General features: G+C 41.6%; 15 protein-coding genes. 7 read left to right on the forward strand and 8 right to left on the reverse strand.

Annotated features, from left to right (window positions below):
* Positions 1-46: 46 nt before the first annotated feature.
* On the reverse strand, positions 47-3,112 hold the full coding sequence (locus H5185_RS06310; protein ID WP_182741626.1) for a UvrD-helicase domain-containing protein: 3,066 nt from the start codon (positions 3,110-3,112) through the stop codon (positions 47-49).
* A 227-nt stretch (positions 3,113-3,339) separates the two neighbouring features.
* Between H5185_RS06310 and H5185_RS06315 the strand changes: the two genes are divergently transcribed.
* Positions 3,340-3,840, forward strand: coding sequence for a helix-turn-helix domain-containing protein (locus tag H5185_RS06315; RefSeq protein WP_124017238.1), 501 nt, complete (start codon positions 3,340-3,342; stop codon positions 3,838-3,840).
* 7 nt (positions 3,841-3,847) lie between these two features.
* Here H5185_RS06315 and H5185_RS06320 read toward each other — a convergent pair whose 3' ends face one another.
* The 6 genes from H5185_RS06320 to H5185_RS23405 all read right to left on the reverse strand — a co-directional run bounded on the left by H5185_RS06320 (position 3,848) and on the right by H5185_RS23405 (position 8,622).
* Positions 3,848-4,588, reverse strand: coding sequence for an HAD-IA family hydrolase (locus tag H5185_RS06320; RefSeq protein ID WP_182723337.1), 741 nt, complete (start codon positions 4,586-4,588; stop codon positions 3,848-3,850).
* The gene (xerC, locus tag H5185_RS06325; RefSeq protein ID WP_182741627.1) at positions 4,588-5,487 is read right to left on the reverse strand and encodes a tyrosine recombinase XerC; all 900 of its coding nucleotides are present in this window, start codon (positions 5,485-5,487) and stop codon (positions 4,588-4,590) included. Before xerC ends, H5185_RS06320 begins: the two co-directional genes overlap by 1 nt.
* A gap of 70 nt (positions 5,488-5,557) precedes the next feature.
* Positions 5,558-6,184, reverse strand: a complete 627-nt coding sequence (locus tag H5185_RS06330) for a DUF484 family protein (protein WP_182741635.1) — start codon at positions 6,182-6,184, stop codon at positions 5,558-5,560.
* Positions 6,185-6,294: 110 nt separating this feature from the next.
* A complete protein-coding gene (dapF, locus tag H5185_RS06335) occupies positions 6,295-7,122 on the reverse strand; it encodes a diaminopimelate epimerase (RefSeq protein WP_182741628.1) in 828 nt (275 codons plus the stop codon).
* 40 nt (positions 7,123-7,162) lie between these two features.
* Positions 7,163-8,407, reverse strand: coding sequence for a diaminopimelate decarboxylase (lysA, locus tag H5185_RS06340; protein WP_182741629.1), 1,245 nt, complete (start codon positions 8,405-8,407; stop codon positions 7,163-7,165).
* Positions 8,408-8,427: 20 nt separating this feature from the next.
* The gene (locus tag H5185_RS23405) at positions 8,428-8,622 is read right to left on the reverse strand and encodes an LPS translocon maturation chaperone LptM (RefSeq protein WP_220492684.1); all 195 of its coding nucleotides are present in this window, start codon (positions 8,620-8,622) and stop codon (positions 8,428-8,430) included.
* 67 nt (positions 8,623-8,689) lie between these two features.
* Between H5185_RS23405 and cyaY the strand changes: the two genes are divergently transcribed.
* Positions 8,690-9,025, forward strand: a complete 336-nt coding sequence (gene cyaY, locus H5185_RS06345) for an iron donor protein CyaY (RefSeq protein WP_124017232.1) — start codon at positions 8,690-8,692, stop codon at positions 9,023-9,025.
* Positions 9,026-9,095: 70 nt separating this feature from the next.
* Here the strand turns inward: cyaY and H5185_RS06350 are convergent, their stop codons facing one another.
* Positions 9,096-11,558 (reverse strand): class I adenylate cyclase, encoded by a 2,463-nt coding sequence (locus H5185_RS06350; RefSeq protein WP_182741630.1) that lies wholly within the window; start codon positions 11,556-11,558, stop codon positions 9,096-9,098.
* A gap of 273 nt (positions 11,559-11,831) precedes the next feature.
* On the opposite strand from H5185_RS06350, the gene hemC reads away from it, so the two are divergent.
* The 5 genes from hemC to H5185_RS06375 form a co-directional block, all read left to right on the forward strand.
* Positions 11,832-12,761, forward strand: a complete 930-nt coding sequence (gene hemC, locus H5185_RS06355; protein ID WP_124017230.1) for a hydroxymethylbilane synthase — start codon at positions 11,832-11,834, stop codon at positions 12,759-12,761.
* 13 nt (positions 12,762-12,774) lie between these two features.
* On the forward strand, positions 12,775-13,494 hold the full coding sequence (locus H5185_RS06360) for a uroporphyrinogen-III synthase (RefSeq protein ID WP_182741631.1): 720 nt from the start codon (positions 12,775-12,777) through the stop codon (positions 13,492-13,494).
* An 84-nt stretch (positions 13,495-13,578) separates the two neighbouring features.
* Positions 13,579-14,814 carry a uroporphyrinogen-III C-methyltransferase gene (locus tag H5185_RS06365; RefSeq protein WP_182741632.1) on the forward strand — a complete coding sequence of 412 codons (1,236 nt, stop codon included), beginning with the start codon at positions 13,579-13,581 and terminating at the stop codon, positions 14,812-14,814.
* Positions 14,811-15,980, forward strand: coding sequence for a heme biosynthesis HemY N-terminal domain-containing protein (locus H5185_RS06370; protein WP_124017227.1), 1,170 nt, complete (start codon positions 14,811-14,813; stop codon positions 15,978-15,980). The genes H5185_RS06365 and H5185_RS06370 overlap by 4 nt, the downstream gene beginning before the upstream one ends.
* Before the next feature lie 384 nt (positions 15,981-16,364).
* The coding region (locus H5185_RS06375) for a retention module-containing protein (protein ID WP_182741633.1) at positions 16,365-18,313 on the forward strand (1,949 nt) is incomplete at its 3' end.

Below are 18,313 nucleotides of genomic sequence, written 5' to 3' on the forward strand. Positions count from 1 at the left end.
CTTAACGGCGCTTTACCAGATCATTTACCCACAGTAATAGTTGTACTTACACCTTTTGCCGCTGCTTAGGCAGTGTTGTATCATGCGGTTGCTTGAGTTTTTGATGTGGTTTGCCTTTAAAGGATATTGTCGCTGTATTAATGGTATTGCTACAACTAGGCACGCTGTTACCGCGATAATTTTTACACCCCCAAAAAGCTCCTCGAGCACTTTCTCTTAAGCTCATGTCTGCGCCACAGAGGTTACACAGCGGTGCTATGTGACCACAATGTTCATCTAAGCAAACAGCAAAACCATTAGTGCGCTTGCGCATCATCGGGCTACCACAGAGGTCACACCCCGCTTCTTGGTGATCGCACAAAGGAAAATGCGAGCATGAGAAAAATGATGAAAACTTGCCAGTTCTCGCTGTTAATGTGCCAGTCGTACATCGAGCACATTTAATTTGCTCAAATAACGTTTGTACCAATGAAGTACTGAATTCATTCAGTTCAACGTTATAGGGTTGCTGAATAAGCTCAACCACAAAGGGACTGACATTGGTCATATCCGCTAATACATAAACACGATGCTTAGCTCGAGTCAGTGCGACATAAAACAAGCGTCGCTCTTCGGCAAATTGAAAAGCTTCAGCTTGGGGCAAGAAAGCGTCGAGTAAAGGTGGGGTTATTTTCTGTGATGGAAATCCGTGTATACCTTGAGTCAGCCCCAGTATTACCACATAGTCGGCCTCTTTGCCCTTTGAGGCATGAAAAGATAAACACTCAATCGATAACATGGGGTACTGAGCATTTAACTGACGCAATAGATCTTTATCGGGTAATTGAAACCAAAAACGTGCCAGTAAATAGACTGTCGGTTTCGTTATGGATTTAGTCGAGGGCTCAGTAGTAGATATCGCACTGGCTTTAGCCACATGAACAGACAAGGCGTTCAAAGCTTGCGCTAATGCATTAGCACTCGGTTCATCTTGACTTGCGCGCTCATTTACTCCGCGGCGTAGTATCGAGATAGCAGGATCAACCACCTGTATTAACGAATGAACCTCTTTATTAAGTTGATGCGGGTTTTTAGTCACAAAAGCGCTGGCAACTTCGCCGATACGGTTATTAAATCTAAACGTTAGGTCCAAATGAGTTTCGCTGGTCTGACCAAAATACTGGGCGAATTGCGTCGTTAAGCTGACATCTGCCCCACTGAAGCGATAAATAGCCTGCCAGTCATCACCCACACAAAAGAGTGAAGTCTCGCTACTGGAGGTTTTCGATCTTGAATCTCGCAGCGCACGCACTAAACGCGCTCTGGGTTCTGAAATATCCTGAAACTCATCGACCATAATATATCGCCACGGGCTAACGTATTGGCCGCTTTGCAGATAGGCTAGCGCTTTAGCAATCATATCTTCAAAGTCGATATCACCCGTTGCAGATAAATACTCCTGATACTGCTGTAAAATAGGTTGCAGCAATTGAAATGCTTTACGAGCTTGTTGAGGATCCGCTGCTTGGCTAAATATGCGTTGTAAACCTGTTTTATCCACACAAGCCGCTTTGTACAAACCGATTAACTGACTGAACAATTTAGCCAGTTCATTTACCCGCCCCAGCTCATAAAGGGTGGCCAATATCGCGTCATCAGGCAAAGGCGAGTAGTTAACCTTAAATACCGTTAAAGCCTGTTCAAGCTTGTTGATTAACTGATTTTTCTTGTGCTGATAATAAAATAATTCAATACAATTAGTTTGCTGTTTTTGATGTAACTGGCGTTTCCACGCCATTGATGCCAAATACGCTGCGTTATCGATATAAGGAGCGGTATTATTGGCGGAATCGATGCCGTAATATTCAATGTAAACGTTATATTGTGGTAGGTAAAAATCAGGCTGATACTGACGAAACTCAAGCGTGCTGACATCATATTCATATTTAGCTTCATACTGATATTCAATGCCATTGCTAAATAGCCAGTTGGCGATATACAGCTCACCAAAACTTTTTACTCTTTCGCCTTTTAATGAACGGATATCGTTGTCATGTAAATATTCAAAATACTCACCTTCAGTTGAAAATTCGAATGGGCTTTTTTCAACGTAATAGTAACGGCTAAAATAGTCGAAAAGATGTTTACGGTAAGACTCATTTTCAATCAACGTTTCTAATCTATCATGCACCCATTTGTCTTTGGCAGGTTCATCATTTACCCACGGTGATAAGCTTGGTTTTACACCTTCAACCTCGGTAATAATTTTTAAGCCTAAACTATGAAACGTGCTGGCTTTAATGTCAGCAGTACCAAGTTTGTGTTTAATCCGTAGATCCATTTCTTTGGCGGCTTTTGTACCATAAGCCAACAATAGAATATCATCCGCTTTCGCTTGACCGCTGGCGACTAAATACCCTGCACGGCCAACCATTACACTGGTTTTACCGGTTCCGGCACCCGCTAACAGTAGATTGTTATCATCATCAATAATGCAGGCGCGGCGCTGTTTATCCGTTAATGGATTTGATTCAACACTATCGAAAAAATCAGCAAATGCCACTAACTGCGATTGAATATAATCTTCACGCAAATGCTCTACATGCGCATTCTTCCAATGGTAAAAATGGTGTAATTGAGTTAATGCCGCGCGTGTTTTAGGTGGTAATTCAACGCTTGCACTCCACGGAAACCAACGGCGATATTCGCGCGCGATTCTTGAACTCATTTTCGCTAGCAATGACTGACGTAAATAGCGCTTCGATATGGCTTTTTCAATCCGTGCTATCAAATCATACAATGCTTGTTCATGGGATAACGCCCACAGTAATTCGACTTGGAGTTTAAAATGAGAGCGAGCAAAATAACTCAGAAATGGAATTTGATAGCTCACGCCAGAGGCGGTAAAACTTAATAAGCTACCCAGTAAGCTGGCACTAAACAGTGGTGGATGATCTAACTGCTGCCAAGATACATGCTCAAGATTCGTCAATGACAAACGCGATAAAAATAGACTCTGGGTTGGAACAAAGCTTATGCCCTCTGCCGTTATCTCAAGCGCATTGGCATTGCGATGATATAAATGTCCGAACCAACTGTGAGGAATAGGGTTAACTGAATATTGTGCTGACAATGTAAAACCTACGACTAAATGGTTTCTGGAATTAACCAACTAATATATAAGATAACTTTACAGTAAATAATTCACAATTGCGGATTTAATTTAAGTACTAAAACAGCTGGTTGGTTAATTAACATCCAGCACAGCCGAACTGATGATCTTCCTTTTGTGGGCAAAACTTCATACAGTGATCATATCTATTTTTATCTACTGATTGCATAAGACGATTTGGAGCCTAAATGTCACCTCATCATTACCCAACGTTTGCCTTAGACGACATTGCTAACTTACATGAATCAGCTCAAGTTGAATTTAAATTAGCAGGTGGACGAGACGGCAAGGGTACATTGCCCGAAGGCATGTGGGAAAGCTATAGCGCTTTTGCCAACACCTTAGGTGGTGAAATTATTTTAGGCGTAAAGGAGCAACAAGGTGAGTTTACTATTGAGGGGATTGTTAATCCTATGCCGATGCTGAGTGAAATTTGGCAAATATTACACGATCCGAAAAAGATCAGTCACAATATTTTAGCTCCAACTGATGTACAAATTATTGAAATTATGGCGAAAAAGCTTATTCGTATCCATGTGCCCTGTGTCGATGTAAAACTTAGGCCTATTTATGTTGGTACTGATCCGTATAGCGGCACCTACTTTCGTGTAGGTGATGCCGATATGCATGCTAGCCGCGAGCAAGTAGAACAAATGAGCCTTAAAGCAGGCATAGACCTAAAACGCTAACGTCACCCTAAAGTAAGCCTAACAGAAGATCTAAATGATTAATTTCAATGTGTGGCAAAACCGGTTGAGCTTTTTTATGCCGTTGCTGCATACAGGGATTTAACCACACAGTTTGGCACCCTGCCATTTTTGCCCCAGCAATATCAGACAGCGGATGATCACCCACATGCAATAATGCTGCAGGCTTAATATCCAGTTGACGGCAAGCGAGGCTAAACATGTCGGCAGCAGGCTTCATTTTAACTCCGTGGCCTGGATGAAGCACAAATTTCATGACCTTATCTAAGCCAATACGTTGGCTGTCGACATTGCCATTAGTAATACCAATAAGCTGATAGCGTTGACTTAAACGCTCTAGTACCTGCAATACATTAATATCAACGGTAAAGTTACTACGATGATGGGTAAAACACGCCATGCCATCTTGGGCCCCTTTGCTGGCTTCAACTTCGCTATAACCAAAGTGTAAAAGGCCTTGGCGCAACATGGCATAACGGGCTGCGGTGGTATCGTGTACTAACTCTGGGTGATGAATAAATAACTGATGTTTAAGTTGCTGCCATTGATCTGCCCCCCATGCTGTAGTGGCGGGATAGGTTTGATTAATTAGCGAAAATAGTTCATCGCTGGCATGTAATACGTAAGGAAGATTATTATAGAGTGTGTCGTCTAAATCAAAACTGATCGCGCTAAACGGTTGTAGACGTTGATACTGGATCATTGATGCTTTAAGTAATGGCGTTGTCATTATTTTCCCCTGTCTTTTTTCGCTCTTGGATGCGCGTTATCGTACACTTTGGCAAGGTGTTGAAAGTCTAAACTAGTGTAAATCTGCGTGGTCGATAAGTTAGCATGACCAAGCAGTTCTTGTACGGCACGTAAATCTTGACTTGATTCAAGCATATGGGTTGCAAACGAATGACGCAATTTATGTGGGTGAACTTTTACCGCCATAGCTTGTTCCTGACCCCACTTAGCCATCCGCGCTTGAATACTGCGATGAGATAATCGTTTACCTTGGCTACTGACAAATAATGCATCACCCGCTTGACTACAAGGTAACTGGCTGCGGCAGTTTAGCCATGCCGTTAATGCATTTAAGGCTAGTTTTCCAATGGGCACAACCCGCTGTTTACTGCCCTTACCCAGCACTTTAACTTCGCTTTGATCAAACTTAATGTCAGCGCAATCTAGGCTGGCGAGCTCAGCTAAACGTAAGCCACTGGAATAAAATAATTCCATAATAGCTTTGTCACGTAAGCACAACGTATCGTCACCCTCGATAGACAACAAATGACTGACGGCATCGACATCCATATTTTTTGGCAAAGGTTTGTTTTGTTTTGGAGCACTTAAGCTGTGTGCTGGGTTGACCGTTATGGCACCTTCGCACAATAGGAAATTAAAGAACTGTTTTACGGCTGACAAACACAAAGATAACGAACGTGGACTCAAGCCTTTACGGTGTAATGTTGCCAACATAGATTGTAGCTCGTCGCGGGTAACATCAATAAGCTGAGTTGATTCGGTTAAGATGCCTTCAACCCTTCGTAATTCAAACATATAATTACGCACGGTATAGCTTGATAGTTGCCTTTCTGAGGTTAAATGTTGGCTAAATATCGTTTGCCAGTCTGTTGGCTGCATCACAATGCTCCCAGTACATGAACGATTGGAGTACGCTGTGTATCCTAAACAACACACTGAGCATTAACTATTACAGTTGCGGTAGCTTATGGTCTAACAAACGACGCAACTGGCTAAATAGCAATGAGTCCATATCAGGATGAAAATGAGTGGGATCTTTACTGGCAATGGCAAATATCACCTGGCCATTGTCATCCGATAATTTAGTCAATGCTACAGACCCCACATCACTGCCAAATAAACGTTTAGATTCTGATTGCGTGAGCCGCCCAAAGTAATAACCGCTTTGGACACGATGACGCCAAATTTTTGCTAATTCGCTGTCAATATCGTGCACAGTAATCAACCTAACATGACTAAAGCCAAACTCAGTTTTTAATCCTTCAGACAATACTTGACGCAGCTCGCCTAAGTCTTGACTTGCAAGCATTTTAAACGATAACTCAGTATTAAATTTAAAGATTCTCTCATTATGAGTCGCTATGTTCATCAGCGAAGTAATTTCTTCTTCAAGCTGATTGACGCGCTGGCGAAGCAGCTCTTGTCGACGTTCAACTAATGAAACCGCACCACGTTCTGCATGCGGAACACGCATGGCCACTAACAACTCTGGATAACGATTAAAAAAGTCAGGATTATCTAACAAATATTCGCGGATCAGCATTTCATCAAAAGGGGCTTGTTGCAAACTGGCCATCATGTCGACAGCAAGATCTTGACCAATTGAATTGATATCTTTGGCTTGTGCACTGCTAACCGTATTGCCTGCCACTTCGTTAGCTAAACTGACTTCGGAGGTAATCTCACTCATAGTTGTATTTGTCCATCATATACATGTTCTGCTGGGCCCGTCATCCACAAAGGTTTACCCTCGCCGTCCCAATTAATGACTAAGCTACCACCAGGTAAATCCACTCTCACCTGCTTATCAAGCTTACCCTGTAATTGACCAACGGCTGCAGCAGCGCATGCGCCCGTGCCACAGGCTAGCGTTTCTGCTGCGCCACGTTCATACACGCGCAACTTAATATGCCCAGGGTTAATGACTTGCATAAAGCCAACATTGACGCCCTTAGGGAAGCGTTCGTGGCGAGTTAACATACTGCCAATTTCATCAACCTTGACGGTTTGCACATCTTCAACGTCGATAACGCAATGGGGGTTACCCATAGAAATAGCGCCACACAGGTAAGTTTGCATTGCGGTTTGCAGTAAGTAGGTCTTTTCGCTTTTTTTAGCTTTAAACGGAATTTGGCTTGGTTCAATAACGGGAACACCCATATTAACTGTGATGTTACCATCACGCTCTATCCGCAAAGTAATTTTACCTGAGTTAGTGCTCACCCGAATTTTATTTTTTTGGGTGAGGCCTTTATTGCGAACAAAACGAGCAAAACAGCGTGCACCATTGCCACACTGCTCAACTTCACTGCCATCGGCATTAAAGATGCGATAATGAAAATCTAAATCAGGATCATAGGGCGGCTCGACCAACAATAATTGATCAAAACCAATCCCAAAATTTCGATCGGCAAGACGGCGAATTTGTTCAGGTGAAAAAAACACATTTTGTGTTACGCCATCAACGACCATAAAGTCATTACCCAGTCCGTGCATCTTAGTGAAATGGATCACAAAAGTTTCCTTATAAAACGTTATGCCGTTTGCTTATTGCCTATGGCAATAAATATTCGCCTTGCCAAAGTTGTTGTAGCGTTTCGCGCTGACGAACAACAAAATCATCACTACCATCAACCATAATCTCCGCGACTCTTGGACGAGAGTTATAATTTGAGGCCATCACAAAACCATAGGCACCACTTGAACGAACGGCTAATAAGTCACCCGCCTTTACCGCTAACTGCCTGTCTTTACCGAGAAAGTCACCAGTCTCACATACAGGACCTACAATATCATAAGCGAAAGTTGGCGCATCATTTTGTTGTACCGGAATAATATTCTGCCACGCACTATAAAGCGCAGGGCGAATAAGATCGTTCATGGCACCATCGACAATCGCAAAACGCTTATCGCTATTTTCTTTTAGGTAAAGCACTTGAGTGACGAAAATACCTGCGTTAGCCGCAATCGCACGACCCGGTTCAAAAATTAATGTTAACTTACGACCATTTAAACGATCGAGTAATGCTGCGGCGTATTTATCTGGATGCGGCGGAGTTTCACTATTATAGGTAACCCCTAAGCCGCCACCCACGTCAAAATGTTCAATCTTAATACCTTGCTCACCTAAACGGTCGATCAACGCCAGCATGCGATCCATCGCATCTAAAAAGGGTTTAATCTCGGTAAGCTGTGAACCAATATGGCAGTCGACACCTTTTACATGTAAATGAGCTAATTCAGCGGCACGAGCAAAAACCGTATCAGCCTCGTCCATGGCGATGCCAAATTTATTTTCTTTAAGACCTGTGGAAATATAAGGATGAGTACCAGCATCAACATCGGGATTAATCCGCAAAGAAACCGGTGCCACTTTACCTAAGCGCCCAGCGACGTCATTAAGCTGTTCAAGTTCAGCACTGGACTCAACGTTAAAACAGTAAATACCAATGTTTAGGGCTTGCTCCATTTCGGCAACCGTTTTGCCCACACCAGAAAAAACCACTTTCTTAGGGTCGCCGCCCGCTTGTAATACACGCGAGAGCTCACCACCAGAAACAATATCAAAACCACTGCCTAAACGGGCCAATACATTTAACACTGCAAGGTTTGAATTCGCCTTCACCGCATAACAAATAAGATGAGGATGATCAGCAACGGCATTATTAAAGGCATGCCAATGGCGCTCTAATGTGGCACGAGAATAAATATACAACGGCGTACCGTGCGTTTTAGCCAGTTTTGCTACATCGCAGTCTTCTGCGAATAGTGAATCATTTTGATATGAAAAGTAATCCAAAATGCGGTCCCTTATAAATGCTATTCTTGTTGTGAGGTTGAAGGTTGAGAGTCGAGCACCTCAGTTTGCCTGGGCACATCTGTGCTGGCAGATTTTGGGGCGACTTTATTGGCCACTGGCTCAGGAGTTTTGTATAAAACGCCTTTTTGACCACATGCGGTTACAAATAGGCTAGCAAGCATAATAGATAAAAGCAGTCTCATTTTTTTCAACATCTGTGCATCTAGTGAATAATGGTCTTATAATCGCATTCATAACGCAGAAAGCAAAGGATAGAAATACATGGCTATTACAGATACTGAGTTTCATCGATTAGCCGATGAAATGTTTGGCGAAATAGAGAACGCGGTAGAAAAAGCAATTGACGAGCAAGATGCCGATGTCGATATTAATGCCAGCGGCAATGTTTTACAGTTGGCTTTTGAAGATAATTCGCAAATCGTCATCAATAAACAAGAGCCTCTTCATGAAATTTGGCTGGCGACAAAATCAGGTGGTTATCACTTTAATTACAATGATGGCAAATGGTTAGATACCCGTAATGGATTAGAATTTATGTCTTTTGTGATTGATGCCATCAATAAACAAAGCGGTATTTTGCTCGAGATAAACGCATAAACCTCACAATAACTTAGTGTGTAATAGCACTAAGTGAGTGATTAAATGGTCATTGAATTTGGGCTTGTGCTTAAAATGCTGAGCCCATTTCATCTACTGACAAGCCAAATGGCATTACGGTTAATTTACCTTCAATATGCACAAGTTGAAAAAACTGCGGCATATTAAAAACAGGCCGGTGCTGTTTTTGTTCGTCAAAGACATACAAATGGCTTTCTTTAGCCACAAAATCATTGATACTGGTATGTTGATATTGTAAATGTTCAAGCTGATTCTTCTCGTCTGCAATAAACACATCAAGCACTTGCTTACGTTGACGGACAAAATATTGCTTAGCATCCATGACAATAAATTTGCGAATCACCGATGGTACATTCACGTTAGTATCATCCACGGTATAAGGTAGTGGTAACTCATGAGTGTGATCATTTCTGACCTGTGCCACAACGTCAGTCTTGCGATACATCATACCTAACGCATTAAAGTACATACTGTATTGTTGATCGCCCATAATTATTGGATGCATTAGTGTATTGCTCTGATTGACCTTTTTCATTAAACCATAACATCGTAATAATAAGGTTTTAAGCTGATTAAAAATCGGTTGCTTTAGCTTAGCTGAGCAACTAATAATCGATAAATCAACTTGGTCATTTGAACGTTTTAACCCCAGAATAATAAATGAAATAGCTTCAAGTAATGCGGTATTGCCATTGAAGCGATGGCTTTGCCATTCTCCCCAGCTGTTTAAACACACAACCGCCACCGACGACAACATACTGATTTTTTTCTGTCCAAAGGAAAGAATATTGGCATTAATATGTTCCAACATCAGTTCTTGCTCATTCAATTGAGTGGTCGGATCTTTATCCATATTGGTAATCAACACAATTTTTTGATAACACCAAGGTTCGCATAAATCACGTTTATAGACAGTGGGTACATTGTGCATAATAGGGATAAGTTTACGGGTTAGGTAACTCAATTTATCTGTCCGTCTTTTACCTCGTCCAACTTGAAACCACTTAGTATCGGTAGTTGCGAGCCCATTTAACACTGACCACGCAACTAAACTGCATATATTATCCGCTTCATGGATGGGATGATTATCGAACTCATGTCCTTGATTATCTGTAACAGCTTGAGACGGATCCTGTTCGACATAAGTTTGGCGATAGAGATAAAAACGTGATGCTTGCTTGCAATGAAAGATAGTCAACGATTTTTCAGCTGTCGATAAACTCCAAAGTCGGTTTAGAGGCTGTATTAAATGGTCATCATCACTAAAATAAGTATGTAATTTACGAGCCAATAAGCCGAGTTCTTCAACTCGCATACGTTCACTTAAGGTTTGTTTTGAAGCAAATTTCAATAGATTTTTGTAACTGACTAATAACAGTTCACTGAGCTGCTGGTTGAACCATTTCAACTGGCCAGCATGCCAATAAGGACTATTATCCAATGTGGTGATTAGCTCATGGCTCCAGCCCCATTGTTTAACCAGGCTGGCCATTTTTTCAACCCGCCAGTCTGTTGCACTATGAGTAGGTGACAAACTCGATAAAGTGATACCAGACTTTAAATAAAAACAACGCCTAACGATCTCTAAACGGTTATCATCACCTTGAGCTATCAAGTAAGTTTCAATACGTTGATAAAGCAATAAATAAGCGTCATTAGCAACACTAAAATCTTGATCTAGGCAATATTGCCAAAGTTGTTGAGTTATTAGTCTTGTATGGGGATATTCTGAGGCATAAGTTTCCAATAACAACACTTTTAACAAGGCTTTATGAGGTTTATTGAGCCCTTTATAGAGCTGCCATAATGAGGCACCGAAATACTCTGCCGCAGGTAATGAATTCACATTGCCAAGATAAAGTAAGTTGGCATTAGACTGAGTATCTTGGCTTTGTGCATCGGGCCACCAAGCCACAGTTTTACCGGCGAGCCTAATATGAGAACGGTAAAACTCTTCTAATAATAACCAGTGTTGGCTACTACCACTGTGTTCTAATCCTACTGGTTGGCAATTATCAAATGCGCTGCATTCTCTAAATTGCATAGGATGTACTAGATAAAAATTCACTTCAAACTCAAAACCGGCAAACCAGTCACTGATGAGTTTGTTTTTATATTCAATGAGTTTAAGTTGTGCTTGAGTCAGTTTACTATTGTAAACCAACCAGATATCGAAATCGCTTTGCGGATTTTGCCCAAAACTAGCAGTACTGCCCATGGCATAGATACCTTCAAAAGCATCAACACTTGAATCAATGGCGGAGGGTACAGACAAACATAAGGCATCACATGCTGCAATCATTGCATTTGACAAATCAAACCCATGAACACCACACGGCGTGTTGGGGTCGATAATGCCGGAGACATCTATTTGATTATGATGTATTAAAAAAGGAATTATATGAAATAAATGCTGCTGCAAATCAGGCAGTACATTAGTCACTCTAGTTAATCTAATGTTATTTAGTTTCTCAGCTAAATCCTTTTGATAATATGCCGTTTTATCGGTCAAGACTTACTCCATTTACGCTTTTTGCTACACAAACTATTTGGTGACAAATTTTTCTAACACACTCGAACCTAAGCTCAAATTTTCGACCAAGATCACGCTTTCGTCAAAACAGTGATCATCGTAGCATTTATTTTATATTTCACCAGTAGTTGTTCAACGAGATGAATCACAAATAAGCCCTACAGACTTCAAACAATTACCATCGATTTGTTACATCCAAGCGAGAGCGGTGATAGCATTACTCCATTGAGGCTATCTAATGGATCTACTACCATGTCTGAAAATATAATTCGTATCGCAACACGTAAAAGCCCACTGGCAATGTGGCAAGCTGAATTTGTTAAAGCTGAACTTGAACGCATTCACCCCGATCTCACGGTTGAGTTATTACCAATGAGCACCAAAGGTGATGTCATTTTAGATACTCCTTTAGCTAAAATTGGTGGCAAAGGGCTATTTGTTAAAGAGTTAGAAGTCGCGATGCTTGAAAATCGTGCCGATATTGCAGTGCACTCAATGAAGGATTTACCAGTAGATTTTCCTGAAGGTTTAGGCCTACAGGTAATTTGCGAACGTGAAGATCCACGCGATGCTTTTGTATCAAATAGCTATAAATCTATTAGTGAATTACCTCAAGGCGCGGTTGTGGGTACCTCAAGTCTGCGCCGTCAGTGTCAAATTAGAGCCGCTCGTCCAGATCTTATTATTAAAGACTTACGCGGTAATGTTGGTACCCGTTTAGCCAAACTCGATAGTGGTGATTATGATGCTATTATCCTAGCGGCTGCCGGATTAATCCGCTTAAAACTCAATCAACGAATTGCAGGGTTTATCTCTGCAGAAGAGTCACTTCCAGCCAATGGACAAGGTGCTGTCGGCATTGAATGTCGTCTAAATGACGAGCGTGTTAAAGCATTACTCGCACCACTTGAACATTTAGAAACCCGTTACAGAGTGCTGGCTGAACGAGCAATGAACACGCGCCTAGAAGGCGGATGCCAAGTGCCTATCGGTGCTTTTGCTGAAATTCAAGGCGATAATTTAACCCTACGTGGTTTAGTCGGCAATCCTGATGGTAGTGAAATAATAACGGGTATGGTATCGGGTTCTAAAACTGATGCCGTTGCACTTGGAGAGTCTCTTGCAGAAGATTTACTCAGTCGCGGGGCTAAAACTATTTTAGATGCTGTTTATGCTAGTTAAGAGATAACTGGCCATGAAAGTCTTGCTAACGCGCCCACAAGGGCGCAATCAAGCAATGGAAGAGCAACTCTCACAACGAGACGTTGCTTATCTTGTTACCCCACTTTTAGCGGTAATTGAAACAAACGAATCAATGAGCCATGCTACTTTAGCCCACACTGATAATTTGCTCTTTATTAGCACTAATGCCGTCGATTTTGCCGCCACTAAACTCAACAATTCATTCCCACAGCACTGTCACTATTTCGCTGTTGGTCAAGCAACCGCCGATAGCTTAGCTCACTATAATATCCAAGCGATTAGCTCGCCCGAAGAGAGCCAAGATAGTGAAGGTTTATTATCACAGCCCCAATTACGAGATATCGATAAGCAGTCATTTATTATTGTACGTGGATTAGGTGGACGTGAAATGCTCGCTGAACAATTAGCGCTTCGAGGTGCCAAGGTAAACTATTGGCAGGTCTATCAGCGCGTGATACCTAAGCTCAACGCAAAACAAACAATTCAACAATGGCAATCCTTCGGTATTGATACCATTGTGGTCACCAGCGGCGAAATATTATCCAACTTAGTTGACCTTGTCCCAAAAGAATTATTTGCATGGTTACGTGCATGTCATATCATAGTGCCTAGTCATCGCGTCGAATTACAAGCAAAAGCAATGGGATTAAGCCATATTACCAATGCAAATGGAGCAAATACTCAAGCTATACTCACGAGTCTTGCGTTATAATTTGTTATTGTATTGTTACCTTGCATCGACACACATTTTTAATATTGCTTATATTGGTTGTATTTTTGCTTTCAAGGACTGTTCATGGAAAACAATAAAAAAGATCCAAACTCGCCAGCACACAAGGATGAGAAAGTGATTTCTCCTGCGCAAAATCCAATAGAAAAGCCGCTACAGGCAAAAAAAGCCAATGCAACGAGCCAACAGTCTGCTGACAACAAAAATAATAATCAGACAAATTCTCCGGTAAATAACAGCCGACGCAAAGCTAAACCTAGCTCTTGGTGGATCCGTATTGGGGTATTATTCAGTTTACTGGTTGCCATTGTTGCTGTGGCGTCTTGTTACTGGCTTTATTTGCAGCTTAGCCAACAAAGTCAAGGCCAAACTCAATTAGAACAAAGTATCACTGAACAAGTTACACAAAATAAATCGTTAAAATATGAATTACAACAAACCGTCATGGCTTCCAATAAACGCTTTGGTACGTTAGAGCAACAACAGCTGAACGATACTAAAGCTTATGCAAAATTAGCTGAACTACAGCAATCAAATAAACAACTGCAAGAACGTGTAGCTGTTATTGCCCAGCGCAGTCCTAACCATTGGATGGCATCAGAAGCCGAATATTTAGTTCGCATGGCTGGCAGAAAACTATGGTTAGAAAACGATCCGCAAACAGCAATTGGTTTATTACAGTCTGCAGATGAACGTATCAGTGCGATGAAAGATCCTGCATTAACTCTTTTACGTAAAGCCTTAGCTGAAGACATCATTAAAGTTAACGCATTAAAAACCACTGATATAACCAATACCATCTTTGACTTAGATAATATTATCAATGATGTAGAAGGGTTACCGTTAAATCGTGTGGATGAGAATTTTACAGAAAATAAAAACACCCAGGCAGTCACCGACTCAATTGATGATTGGCAACAAAATCTCGCCACAACCTGGCATGAATTAACTGATGGTTTTATTACTATCCGCAAACGGACCACTGATTTAGAGCCACTGTTATCACCGGAACAGCAATGGTATTTAGTTGAAAATATTCGCAACAAATTATTGCAAGCACAATTAGCACTGTACCGATTTGACCAAGTGAATTATCAGCAATCTATTGCTTTAGCAGACAAGTGGTTACATCAATACTTTGACTTAACAGATCCAAAGACTAAAGCAATAATTGCGTCTTTGGATAAACTAGCCAAGGTTAAAGTTGAAAAAGTGACTCTTAATAAATTTCAAGCCTCGCCACTACTCCAGCAGCTGGTTACTTATGGTGAAATAATGCCTACACAGGAGCCAGCACAATGATTAAGACGCTGGTTTATGTTGTTCTCATTTTAATTGGACTGTGTCTCAGCCCACTTATTGTTGGACAAAGCGGTTACGTTTACATCGCAATAGGTGACTACCAGATTGAAACTAGCTTAGTCATAGGTGTTGTGGGGTTAATTGTATTTTATTTTGCGCTGCAATTACTCGAGTGGTTAATTTTATTATTATTAAATATGCTACTAAGCAGTCGCTACCTGCCAGAGCAATGGCGTAGAAAAGCGGCTAAAAAGCATACTTTAACCGGCGCTTTAGCACTGGCTGAAGAAGATTGGCCTGCGGCTGAAAAAGCCATGGCTAAAGGTGCTGAAAAAGGTGAAATTCCAGTATTAAATCTTTTTGCGGCAGCAAGAGCAGCTCACTATCAAGGTGATATTACTGCGCGAGATCATTATTTAACTCAAGCAGAAAATAACCCTATTGCCAAGACAGCGGTTTATACATCGCGTACCCGCTACTTAATGAAGCAGGGGGAGCTCACTCAAGCTCGAGTAGTACTTGATAAACTAAATCCAACAAGTAAAAGTAGTGCACCAGTACTGAAACTAGCACAAGAGTTATATTTGCAGCAAAATGATTGGCAGGCATTAAAATTGTTGTTACCAATCCTGAAAAAACGCCAATTACTTTCTGAAACTGAGTTCAACCAATTAAACACTAAAACCAACAGTATTTTAATGGTAAATGCAGCTAAGACTTCTGAAGCAGAATTGAATAAATGTTGGCATTGGTTAAGTAAGTCGGAGCGTAAACAAGATGAATTAGTTGTCGCTTATGCTCATGGATTGACTCAGTATGGGCATAAAGATAAAGCAATAAAGTTAATTATTAAACAACTTAGCGCTGCACCATCGGCGGCTTTATTTGCCGCAATACCTGATTTAATCGATGCACAAGATCAAGAGGTGCGTAAATTACTCAGCCGACTAGAAACCACTCATGAAAATGATGCTGACTATCAAATGTGTCTGGCAAAGCTTGCCATTCAAAGTCGTGACACTAAACAAGCTAAAACTCATTGGCAAAATGTCTGTCGTATAGCACCAACGCATCAATCATGGTTAGCATTAGCACAAGCCCAAGAACAGTTAGGTGAAAACTCTTCTGCAGCAAACAGTTATCGTAATGCTGCAAACATAATCTAAGCAATAAAGTTATTTTTAAGCTCATCTCAAAGCCTACAATCTCGTAGGCTTTTTTAGTTATTCTGCTTTATTTGTTGTTATCTATGCCGACATAAGGAAATAAATAACAATATTAAACTACATTTAATTACGACTTTTTTATGACGTAAAAATATATAGAACTAATAGGTTAACAAATTAATACTTTGTTTTATATGCTTATTATAACTAGCTTGTTTAGAAACGCCTTAACGTCAAAAAATTGACTACCATTGTGGTAAGTGATATTATTTGACCTAATGTTTATAAAATAATTTTAATGTTAATACTATTATTATATTAAGCAAATATGATGCAAATTAACTCATTGTTATCTTAAGTATATAAAGCTGTTGGGAGCTTCAAATGGAATCAATTACTACGTCAAAAAATGGAATACTTTCTGCTTCAGAAGGTACAGTAACAATAACAATTAACAATGAAACCAAGGAACTACAACTTGGCCAGACAATTCCTGCTGGAGCATTAGTTTCAGGCAGCAATGAGTTTGCTTTTGTTATTACATTCGATGACGGCACTATTTTTAATAGTGCAGATACTCCTGATGATGCCATTATCGAGCAAGTAGCAGATCAACAAGCAATAGATGAAATCGCAGCCTTGCAGGCATTAATTGCATCTGGCGAAGATCCGACAGCAAACCTACCAGAAACCGCCGCTGGCACCCCAACAGCCAACCAAGGTGATTTTGGTTATGTCTCAGTATCAAGAGATGGTGCAGAGACCATTGCGAATACAGGCTACGACACGACAGGACAAACTGCTACCCCAACAGCAGTGACTCAAGAAGAAGTGCTTATTGAAAATGATTCCCCATCGGTTGTATTAAATGACGTCATTACAGTTAGCGAAGATCAAGTTGCTGCTGGAAATGTTTTAGATAACGACAGCGATACTGACTCAGGTTTGAGTGTAGTGAGTTTTGAAGTAGATGGACAAACCTATCCTGCGGGTACAGAAATCGAGCTTGAAGATGGAGTGCTCGTTATCAATCCTGATGGTTCTTTTACTTTTTCTCCTAATGAAGATTGGAATGGCCAAGTGCCGGTCATTACCTATACGACTAACACTGGTGAAACCGCGACGCTGACCATCGAAGTCACACCTGTCGATGACGCATCTGTGTTGGCTAACGACACCAATACTGTTGCTGAAGATACTGTTGCTACAGGTAATGTACTTGATAACGATAGCGACGTAGATTCAGACCTAAGCGTGAGTAGCTTTGAAGTGGATGGCCAAACTTATACGGCCGGCACAGAAGTTGCTCTTGAAGGTGGTGTCCTGATCATCAATGAAGATGGGTCTTACACCTTCACACCCAATGAAAACTGGAACGGTACCGTTCCTGTCATTACTTACACCACTAATACGGGTGTTACCGCGACGCTTACCATCGAAGTCACACCTGTCGATGACGCATCCGTGTTGGCTAACGACACCAATACTGTTGCTGAAGATACTGTTGCTACAGGTAATGTACTCGATAACGATAGCGATGTAGATTCAGACCTAAGCGTGAGTAGCTTTGAAGTGGATGGTCAAACTTATACGGCCGGCACAGAAGTTGCCCTTGAAGGTGGTGTCCTGATCATCAATGAAGATGGTTCTTACACCTTCACACCCAATGAAAATTGGAACGGTACCGTTCCTGTTATTACTTACACCACTAATACGGGTGAAACCGCGACGCTAACCATCGAAATCACACCTGTCAATGATGCACCAACCATTGACGTAGTCGCCAATGACTTTACCGAAAATAGCGCCGCAGCTGGCGATGTAGCGGCGACTTACAATACCTTCGATGAAGACGGTGATGCACTGACAGTGGACTTTACGGCCGGCACCAATACCGACGGTTACTATGCATTGATCAACGGCGAAGTGGTGTTAACCCAGGCAGGGGCAGATCTGATCAATAACGGTGGCACTTTACCAGCGATTGATTTAACTGTGTCAGATGGCAGCTTAACTGGCCAAGACAGTGACACGCCGGTTGTATCGCCTATAAATGATGCTCCAGTGTCTGACAGCTACAGCTTTAGCTACAATGAAAACAGCAGCGACAGCACTGTGATTGGCACCGTCAATGCCATCGATCCGGAAGGCACGCCAGTGACCTACAGCATCGTCAGCGGCAATGATGACGCTTGGTTTGAGATTGATCCCGTGACCGGTGTCATCAGCTTGACCCCAGCGGGCGTGGCCGCCGTCGCCAATGACTTTGAAGCCCTGGCGAACGTGCACAATTTAGTCGTTGGCGCCTCAGATGGTGTCAACACCACCAACAT

Source organism: Shewanella sp. SG44-6, from assembly GCF_014164185.1.
Classification (GTDB): domain Bacteria; phylum Pseudomonadota; class Gammaproteobacteria; order Enterobacterales; family Shewanellaceae; genus Shewanella; species Shewanella vesiculosa.

Excerpts from the sequence above, each read along its gene's own strand:
- H5185_RS06315 (WP_124017238.1), top strand. The coding sequence starts at position 3,340 with ATGTCACCTCATCATTACCCAACGTTTGCCTTAGACGACATTGCTAAC.
- H5185_RS06320 (WP_182723337.1), bottom strand. The coding sequence starts at position 4,588 with ATGACAACGCCATTACTTAAAGCATCAATGATCCAGTATCAACGTCTA.
- xerC (WP_182741627.1), bottom strand. The coding sequence starts at position 5,487 with ATGCAGCCAACAGACTGGCAAACGATATTTAGCCAACATTTAACCTCA.
- H5185_RS06330 (WP_182741635.1), bottom strand. The coding sequence starts at position 6,184 with ATGGCCAGTTTGCAACAAGCCCCTTTTGATGAAATGCTGATCCGCGAA.
- H5185_RS23405 (WP_220492684.1), bottom strand. The coding sequence starts at position 8,622 with ATGTTGAAAAAAATGAGACTGCTTTTATCTATTATGCTTGCTAGCCTA.
- cyaY (WP_124017232.1), top strand. The coding sequence starts at position 8,690 with ATGGCTATTACAGATACTGAGTTTCATCGATTAGCCGATGAAATGTTT.
- hemC (WP_124017230.1), top strand. The coding sequence starts at position 11,832 with ATGTCTGAAAATATAATTCGTATCGCAACACGTAAAAGCCCACTGGCA.
- H5185_RS06360 (WP_182741631.1), top strand. The coding sequence starts at position 12,775 with ATGAAAGTCTTGCTAACGCGCCCACAAGGGCGCAATCAAGCAATGGAA.
- H5185_RS06365 (WP_182741632.1), top strand. The coding sequence starts at position 13,579 with ATGGAAAACAATAAAAAAGATCCAAACTCGCCAGCACACAAGGATGAG.
- H5185_RS06370 (WP_124017227.1), top strand. The coding sequence starts at position 14,811 with ATGATTAAGACGCTGGTTTATGTTGTTCTCATTTTAATTGGACTGTGT.